At 70.0% G+C, this 7,727-nt stretch carries 9 protein-coding genes and 2 pseudogenes; 4 read left to right on the top strand and 7 right to left on the bottom strand.

Translation table 11 applies throughout. The annotated features are described in order from the left end of the window. Positions 1-326 (top strand): annotated as a pseudogene (locus Q8M88_RS11760) (ATP-binding protein); the annotation flags it as partial. A gap of 5 nt (positions 327-331) precedes the next feature. Here Q8M88_RS11760 and Q8M88_RS11755 read toward each other — a convergent pair. From Q8M88_RS11755 to Q8M88_RS17740, 5 genes and pseudogenes are all read right to left on the bottom strand, one after another. Continuing rightward, positions 332-616 (bottom strand): PepSY domain-containing protein, encoded by a 285-nt coding sequence (locus Q8M88_RS11755; RefSeq protein ID WP_305597345.1) that lies wholly within the window; start codon positions 614-616, stop codon positions 332-334. 84 nt (positions 617-700) lie between these two features. After that, a complete protein-coding gene (locus tag Q8M88_RS11750; protein WP_305597344.1) occupies positions 701-1,177 on the bottom strand; it encodes a hypothetical protein in 477 nt (158 codons plus the stop codon). 76 nt (positions 1,178-1,253) lie between these two features. Then, positions 1,254-1,607: a hypothetical protein gene (locus tag Q8M88_RS11745; RefSeq protein WP_305597343.1), complete on the bottom strand. Its 354-nt coding sequence runs from the start codon at positions 1,605-1,607 to the stop codon at positions 1,254-1,256. Between the two features lie 194 nt (positions 1,608-1,801). Beyond that, the gene (locus tag Q8M88_RS11740) at positions 1,802-2,140 is read right to left on the bottom strand and encodes a hypothetical protein (RefSeq protein ID WP_305597342.1); all 339 of its coding nucleotides are present in this window, start codon (positions 2,138-2,140) and stop codon (positions 1,802-1,804) included. Between the two features lie 130 nt (positions 2,141-2,270). Continuing rightward, positions 2,271-2,441, bottom strand: a pseudogene (locus Q8M88_RS17740) (response regulator transcription factor); the annotation flags it as partial. 117 nt (positions 2,442-2,558) lie between these two features. Between Q8M88_RS17740 and Q8M88_RS11735 the strand changes: the two are divergent. From Q8M88_RS11735 to Q8M88_RS11725, 3 genes are read left to right on the top strand one after another with little or no spacing between them, the layout of a single operon-like run. Then, on the top strand, positions 2,559-2,996 hold the full coding sequence (locus tag Q8M88_RS11735) for a helix-turn-helix domain-containing protein (RefSeq protein WP_305597341.1): 438 nt from the start codon (positions 2,559-2,561) through the stop codon (positions 2,994-2,996). Positions 2,997-3,031: 35 nt separating this feature from the next. Continuing rightward, positions 3,032-4,567, top strand: a complete 1,536-nt coding sequence (locus Q8M88_RS11730) for a response regulator (RefSeq protein WP_305597340.1) — start codon at positions 3,032-3,034, stop codon at positions 4,565-4,567. A 46-nt stretch (positions 4,568-4,613) separates the two neighbouring features. Continuing rightward, positions 4,614-6,341: an MFS transporter gene (locus Q8M88_RS11725; protein ID WP_305597339.1), complete on the top strand. Its 1,728-nt coding sequence runs from the start codon at positions 4,614-4,616 to the stop codon at positions 6,339-6,341. Here Q8M88_RS11725 and Q8M88_RS11720 read toward each other — a convergent pair. Both Q8M88_RS11720 and Q8M88_RS11715 read right to left on the bottom strand, forming a co-directional pair. After that, positions 6,338-7,159: a serine protease gene (locus Q8M88_RS11720; RefSeq protein WP_305597338.1), complete on the bottom strand. Its 822-nt coding sequence runs from the start codon at positions 7,157-7,159 to the stop codon at positions 6,338-6,340. The two genes, Q8M88_RS11725 and Q8M88_RS11720, sit on opposite strands and share 4 nt — an antisense overlap. 7 nt (positions 7,160-7,166) lie before the next feature. Continuing rightward, positions 7,167-7,595, bottom strand: a complete 429-nt coding sequence (locus tag Q8M88_RS11715) for a DUF350 domain-containing protein (RefSeq protein WP_305597337.1) — start codon at positions 7,593-7,595, stop codon at positions 7,167-7,169. Positions 7,596-7,727 lie beyond the last annotated feature (132 nt).

Genomic DNA, 7,727 nt, shown 5'->3' with positions numbered 1-7,727 from the left:
CCGCCGAAGCCGCCGCCCGCGTGCTGGCCGCGCGGCGGCTGCAAGCCGATCGCGCAGCGCAGGCCGGCGAAGGCGCGGCTGCGCTCAACGCCCAGGCGGACGGAGACTTCCTGGACGCTATCGCCGACATGGACGCCCCTGCCCGCGCGCTGCTGTCACGCGCCGCGGAGGCCGGCAATCTGACCGCCCGTGGCTGGATCCGTACGCTCCGGCTTGCGCGAACCATCGCCGATCTGGAAGGCGAGCCGTCGGTCCGTCGCCTCCACATCGCCGAGGCGCTGATCTACCGACGCGTATCGCCAGGGATGATGATGACGAGCGCTTGACGCGTTCAGTCGTCGGCGGTGCGGCGCAGCACCTTCAGCGTGCCGGGCTCCAGCCTGACGTCGAACATCTTGCCGTCCGCGGTGCGCGCGTCGTCGATGTCCCAGACCGGCTGACGGATCGGTCGGTCGTCGTCGTACTCGATCTCCTCCCAGGCCACGAAGCCTTCGGCGCGAAGCACCTTTTCGATCGCCGCCTGCTCCTGCTGCGTGGGCGCGCGATCCTTGGCGAGCGTCGGGCTCGCGAGAAGGGCGGCTGAAACGGAGAGTGTGGCGAGGGCGACGATGCGCATGAGAAGCATTCCTAAGGCGATTGGATGCTGAGAAACGGTTCATCGCGGCGCGCGTTCCAATCCGCCCGGGCGCGGTTTGGCCGCTCAGCGTCGGGTGTCGCCGACCATCGGGTCGAACCCCATGGCCAGTTCGTGCTGCGCTCGCCGCCGCGCCGCCCGATAGGTCCATGTGCCGACCGCCAGCGGAACCAGCAGCAGGTAGCCCCAGAGCACCCCGGCGCTGTAGTAGACCCAGTTGCCGAGGGTGCGGTCGAGCATCTGGGCGACGTGGGTGACCACCGCCAGCAGTTGGAACGCCGCCGCGCAGATCGGCCAGTAGCGGTCGCTGCGCAGGGCGAGCCAGATCAGCACGGCGAACACCAGAACGTCGACCACCGTGGTGGTCCAGCGCAGGTGGAGCCACTGATCGTCCGGCAACAGCACCGCGACCATCCAACCGGCGAAGATCGCCGCCGCACCGATGCGCTCGGACGGTCCGCCGCGCCACCCAGCGTTGGCGCAGACGCCGCAGATCGCCACCCACCAGAGCCAATGGGACAGTTGCAGGCTCGCCAGGCTCATAACGAATGTGGGCCCTCGTTCGCACGAGGGCCCACACTGGCAGACGGTCGGGTCTTATGAAACCCGAGCGCGAACCTTAGGCGGCGCGGACGGTGCGCAGTCGAGCCGCGATGCCGCCTTCGACCGGAGGCTTGTCGCCGCCTTCGTCGCCCAGGGCGACAGCGCCCAGGCCGATCTGGCTTTGCGCGACGCTGAGCTCCTTGTGGGTCTCTACGATGGCGCGGCGGGCTTCGGTCAGCGCCATGATGGCTTGGCTGGCGCGTTCGACGGCGCTTTGGCCGATCAGGGCGGACAGGCCGGCCTGGGCGCGCATCGACGGCATGACGCCGGTCAGCGTGGCGGTCTTGCTGAGCGCCGCGTCGATCGCGGCTTCGGCTTGGAACAGAGCATCGGCGATGTTCTCGGCGATGGCGCGGCGTTGCTTGAGCATGAGTTTTCTCCCGCGCGCCGAAATGGCACGGCGCGCCCCTAGGTTGACGTTGATTTCAAAAGTCGAGCCGGATCAGGTCCGGACGAGGGCTCGCGCCAGCTCTTGGAGGGCGTGAAGCCCGGCAAGCACCGCGCCGAAAGCAAGCGCCGTCAAAATCGCGACGCCTACGATCGCCCCCAGGCGAGCAAGCGGGCCTAGGTCATTTCGTCCGACCCTTCCCCGATCCCAGGCCTGAAATTCTCGTCGAGGAGAACCCAGGTGAGGCAGAGGATTTCCCGCAGCACCATCTCGGGCGGCTTGAAGGCGCTCAGTTTGCGTGTGGCCGATACTAAATGGCGAGCCATCTCCGCTTGCATCTCGGTTGCGGCCAGATCGACGAGCTGTCGTTCCAGCTGCACCCATGAGAAAGCCGGCGTCGTTTCCTCCGAGCTGTTGGGCGCGGGCCAGCGCTGCTCGAATTCGTCGATCTCCCGACGAAGACGAATCGCTCTGCCGATCGCCACCCTGTTCCCGAAGTTCTGCCGTTCGCCCATAAGCCGTCTCTCCCGATGCGTCCTCATCGGGCCAGGGGAACTCAGGGCTGTCTGTCCTGATTGCGTCGTGTCCTGATGCGATCAGGACAGCTGGATCACGCTCGCGCGCCGCCAGCAGCTTGGCCGCCGCGTAGCGATCGTCGACGCCGAGCTTACGGCGCGCACGGTCGCAGTAGGTGTCGACGGAATTCTTCGACATCCCCAATTCGCGGGCGATCTGCTTGGAACTGAGATGCTGATCGACGAGGCGCAGACATTCCCGTTCCCGCGGGGTCAGCAGCTCGACGCGATCAGCGGTCATGGTTGAAATGCTCGCATAAGGCGAACAGTACACGACTGATCGCGTTTTTCGTCTAGTTTGCCTTTAAGTCGGCCAAATGGCCGCACGCCCGTTCAGTTATCGACGTTAGAGACATTGATGCAACCCAAAGAGGCGGCTCCGCCGGAGCCCATCGATTTGGCCATAGGCGCACGCATACGCGCCCGTCGCCGCCAGCTCGGCCTCAGCCAGGGCGAACTGGCCTCGGTGATCGGCGTGTCGTTCCAGCAGGTGCAGAAGTACGAGCGCGGCGCGAATCGCGTTTCGGGCTCCACCCTGGTGTCGACGGCATCGGCGCTGGAGACCACCGTCGGCTGGCTGGTCGGCGAGGAAGGCTTCAGCGCCCAGAGCGACGACGTGTTCAAGGCCCTGGCCACGCCTGGCGCGCTCGAGATTCTGCATGCCTATGCGGCGATCCCCAGCGCGCGGGCCCGCGCAGCCCTGCTGACCCTGGCCCAGGAGATGACCGAGGCCGCCCTGGCCGAGGCCGCCGCGGGCGCAGGGTCCCTGGCCGAGACCGAGGTCTCGCCGGCTTGACCGAGCGTTAAGCCGCCGCGGCTAAGCTGCTGGCCATGAAACGCACCGTCCCGCCGCGTCGCGGAGCGAAGGTCCAGGCCGGCGTCGCCGCGGGCCAGCTCGCCGCGCTCAGCCATGAGTTCCGAACCCCGTTGAACGGCGTGCTGGGCATGGCGCGACTGCTGGAAGGCACCCGTCTGACCGCCGAACAGCGCGCCTATGTCGCCGCGCTGCGCGAAAGCGGCGAGCATCTGCTGGGCTTGGTCAACGACCTGCTGGATTTCGCCAAGCTCGGCGAGGGCAAGGTCGAGCTGCATCCGGCGCCGGTCGACGTGGAGGCGCTGTTGCGCCAGGTCTGCGAGCTGTTGTCCCCCCGCGCCCGGGAAAAGGGTCTGGAGATCGCCTGGGCGGTTCCGCCCGCCGCCGGCCGGATTCTGGCCGACGAGGGCCGCGTGCGTCAGATCCTGCTCAACTTCGCCGGCAACGCCGTCAAGTTCACCGAGGCAGGCGGCGTGCTGGTGACCGCTGAGCGCACCGCAGAGGGCTTCACTCGGTTCGTGGTCGCCGACACCGGGCCAGGCGTGCCGGCGTCCGCCCGCGACCGGGTGTTCGAGGCCTACGCCCAGGCCGACCCGCACGCAGCCTCCCTGGGCGGCGCGGGCCTGGGCCTGGCGATCGCCCGACGGCTGGCGCACGCCATGGACGGCGAAGTCGGCGTCGAAAGTCCCCCCGGCGGCGGCGCGACCTTTTGGTTCGAAGCGCGGTTCGACGTCGCCCCGGACGCTGGGAACGACGCCACGCTGACCGAGCGGGTCGTCGGCGTCGCCTCGCCCAGCGCCATCGTGCGCGAGGGCGCGCGCCGTCAGATCGAAGCCAGCGGCGGCCGCGCGTTGGTCGCGGACAATCTCGAAACCCTGTCGCGCCGCGCCCCGAAGGACGCGGTGCTGCTGGTCGACCACGCCTTGGCGCCGGCCGGGCGGGCGTTGCGCGCTCCTGAAGGCCGCGCGGCGGTGATCCTGCTGGCGCCCGACGAGCGCGGGCGGATCGCCCGTTACCGCGAGGCGGGCTTTCGTGGGTACCTGATCAAGCCGTTGCGGCGCGCGTCTCTGGCCGAACGCGTGCTGGCGGCGATCGGCGGAGGCGCCACGACAGGCCAGCCCGGCGAGGACGAACGTGTCGTGCACGCCGTGGCGACTGGCGCGCGGGTGCTGCTGGTCGAGGACAATCCGATCAACGCCATGCTCGCCCGCACCCTGCTCACCCGCGAAGGCTGTGCGGTGGACCACGCGCGCTCCGGCGAGGACGCCCTGACGGCGCTGAAGCAGGGCCGCTTCGACCTGATCCTCATGGACATGCGCATGCCGGGCCTGTCGGGCGCGGAGACCACCCGGCGGTTGCGGGCCGACGGCGTGGCCAGTCCCGTGGTCGCCCTGACCGCCAACGCCTTCGACGACGACCGCCGCGCCTGCCTGGCGGCGGGAATGAACGACTTCCTGGTCAAGCCGCTGTCGCCGGACGCCTTGCGCGGCATGCTGGCGCGCTGGGTCAAGGCCGGCTGGACGGACTCCGCGGAGCGGGCCAAGCTCGGTTGACGGCGGCGGGGTCTCCCGGCGCGCACCCGATTCGAGGCCGAGACCCATGACCGCGGACGCCGACACCCCGCCCCGGCGCAGCCTGCTGTCGGCCATCGCGGTCTATGGCGAGCGCCGCTCGCTGGCCATGCTGGCGCTCGGCTTCGCCTCCGGCCTGCCCAACCTGCTGATCTTCGACACCCTGTCGGCCTGGCTGCGCGACGCGGGCCTGTCGCTGGAGGTGATCGGCTTCTTCAGCCTGGCGACGCTGGCCTATTCGTTCAAATTCCTCTGGGCGCCGCTGGTCGACCGCACGCGGGTGCCGCTGCTGACCCGCTGGCTCGGCCATCGCCGCTCATGGATGCTGGCCTGCCAGGCCCTGGTCATCGTCGGCCTGTGGTTGGTGGCCGGCACGGACCCCGCCAGCCAGCTCGGCCTCATGGCCACCTTCGCGGTGTTCGTGGGCTTCACCTCGGCGACCCAGGACATCGTCATCGACGCCTGGCGCATCGAGGTGGCGGAGGTCGAGAAACAGGGCGCGATGGCTGCGGCCTACCAGTGGGGCTATCGCATCGCCACGCTGACCGCGGGCGCGGCGCCGCTGGTGCTGGCCGAGAGCCACGGTTGGAACTTCTCCTACGCCGTGATGGCAGGCCTCATGGTGGTGGGCGTGCTGGGCGTGCTGGGCGCCCCGCGCGAAGCCCAGCACCAGATCCGGCCGATCCACGCCGAGGGCGTCGCCGCCTCGCCAGCGCGAGAGGTCTTCGAATGGGCGATCCGATTGGCGCTGTTCGCCCTAGGCGCCCTGGTGCTGGGTTCCGGCCTGTCGGGCAACGCCGACCTGCTGGCCGGTTTGCTGGGCCTTCTCGGTCTGTCCTCGGCGGGCGAAAGCCTCACCGCCATCTGGGAGGTCAAGCCCTGGGGCGTGTTCGCCCAGGTGGCCGGGGTGATCGTGGGCGGATTGATCATCTTCGTCGCAGCAAGGCCGTTACGCTCGATGCGCACCCGGCCAGGGATCTATCTGGGGGCCGCGTTCGGCGAGCCGCTGGGCGACTTCTTCGGGCGCTACGGCCGCGTGGCGGGGCTGATCCTGGCGACCATCTGCCTCTACCGGCTGTCCGACTTCGTGCTCAACATCATGAACCCGTTCTACCTGGACCTGGGGTTCACCAAGACCGAGATCGCCGAGGTGCGGAAGTTCTTCGGCATGTTCATGTCGATGGCCGGCGTGTTCCTGGGCGGGCTGGCGGTTGTCAGGCTGGGGCTGATGCGGGCGCTGGTGATCGGCGCGTTCGCGGGCCCGCTGAGCAATCTGGTGTTCGCCTGGCTGGCGGCGCAGGGGCCGGCCCTGCCCGCCCTGTTCGTCGCCATCGGCGTGGACAACATCGCCTCGGGCTTCTCGGGCACCTGCCTCATCGCCTACATGTCCAGCCTGACCAGCGCAGGGTTCACCGCCACCCAGTACGCGCTGTTCTCCTCGCTCTATTCCTTGCCCGGCAAGCTGCTTGCGTCGCAGTCCGGACGGCTGGTCGAGGCCACGGCGAAATCGGCTGACGCCGGCGGGCCGGCGGCGATGCTGAAGGGCCTGTTCACGGGCTTGCCGCCGGAGACCTTCGCCGCCGCAGCGGCCAAGTCCCAGGTCAGCGCCGCGGCGCTCGGCGCAGGCTACGTCTCGTTCTTCTTCTATTCGGCGGCGATCGGGGTCGCGGCGATCGTGCTGGTGTTCATGGTCGCGCGGCGTCAGCCGCCCACACAGACGCCGGCCCAGAGCCAAGGCCAAGCGCAAACAGCCTAGGTCGTCAGGCAGATCACCTGAGCCACGCGCAGGTCGCGGCGCAGCCCGTCGGCCACGCGGCCGTAGTTGTCGGTGGTCACCGGCTGGCCGGCCGCGAAGGTTGCGGCCCGCTTGTGGGAATAGGCGATGGCGTCGCTCACCGTTTCCGGGACAGTCGTGTAGATCCGCCCACGACGCGGCGACTCGGCGACGGTGACCGCGATCACCCGGCCGGCGGAGTCCAGCGCCGGCGCGCCGGAGAGGCCGCCCAGCGTGCCCTCCAGGCCGTCGGTCCGGCCAGTCTCGGCCCAGGCGAGCACGGGCTCGGCGCGGGCGCCTCGCCCCCGAACCATCAAGGTCTCGCGCCCGAGCAGGCGTGAGGTGGCCTCGCCGGGACGGCCCTGTGGGTAGCCCGGATGGAAGGCGCGTTCGCCGCGTCGCAGGCCGGCGCTAAGACCCAGGGGCAGCGGCGGGGCCCCGCCATCCGTCGTCAAGATCGCCGCTTCGCCACGGGGGTCGATCTGCACCTGAGCGGCGACGCCCTGGCCCTCGCCGATCACGATGGCGGTGCGGGCGCAGCCGTCGACCACATGGCGCGCGGTGATCCAGACGCCGCTGTCGGACACGGAGAAGGCGGTGCCGACGCCGGGCGAGGCCTGGCCCGGCACGTCCACCACGACGCCCGGATCGAACGGCGAGGCCGGGCCCAACATTCCCTCGTCCAGCTCTGGCGGGGCAGGCGGCGCATCGGCGCGCTCCTGGCGACCGACGGCGGCGACCAGCAGGGCTGCGACCACCGCCGCATAGACGGCCCAGTCGGGTAGCCGGGGGAAATGCATGGCCCGCTCAGCCGGCCACGGCGGCGGCGATGATCAGCGCGGTGGCGAGCTTGGCGCCGACCAACAGGGCGGCGGCGGCGACTTCGCCCTCCTGGATGCGTTGCGGCAAGCCGCGCAGCACGATGTCGACCAGCCGGAAGACCAGCAACTGGACGATCACCGTCGAGACGCCCCAGACGCCGATCTCGACCACCGAGGTGGAAGCGGTCAGCGACACCGCGAGCGGGATCGCCAGCCCCACCAACACGCCGCCCAGCGACACCGCGGCGGCGGCGTTGCCCTCGCGGATCAGGCGGATTTCCCGGTGCGGCGTAAGCAGAACGTAGAGCGTCACGGCCAGGAACAGGATCAGCGTGGTCACCGCCGCATGCAGCAGCGTGACGGGGAAGCCTGTGGCGAAGGCCTGGATCTCCGGCGACTGGAGCTCTGGCGGCATCGGAGGATTTTACCTGGCGGTCGGCGGAGACAGGCTTCTGGTTAGCACGCGGCGTGGCGCGCGCAACGTCCCCGGCGCGGGCTCAAGGCGCGGTGTCGGGGGTGGCGGCGGGCGCGGCGACCGCCTGGCGGC

Source organism: Phenylobacterium sp. (genome assembly GCF_030693805.1).
Classification (GTDB): domain Bacteria; phylum Pseudomonadota; class Alphaproteobacteria; order Caulobacterales; family Caulobacteraceae; genus Phenylobacterium.
The sequence above is the reverse complement of the archived record's forward strand: the minus strand, read 5'-3'. Positions and strand labels throughout refer to the sequence as shown.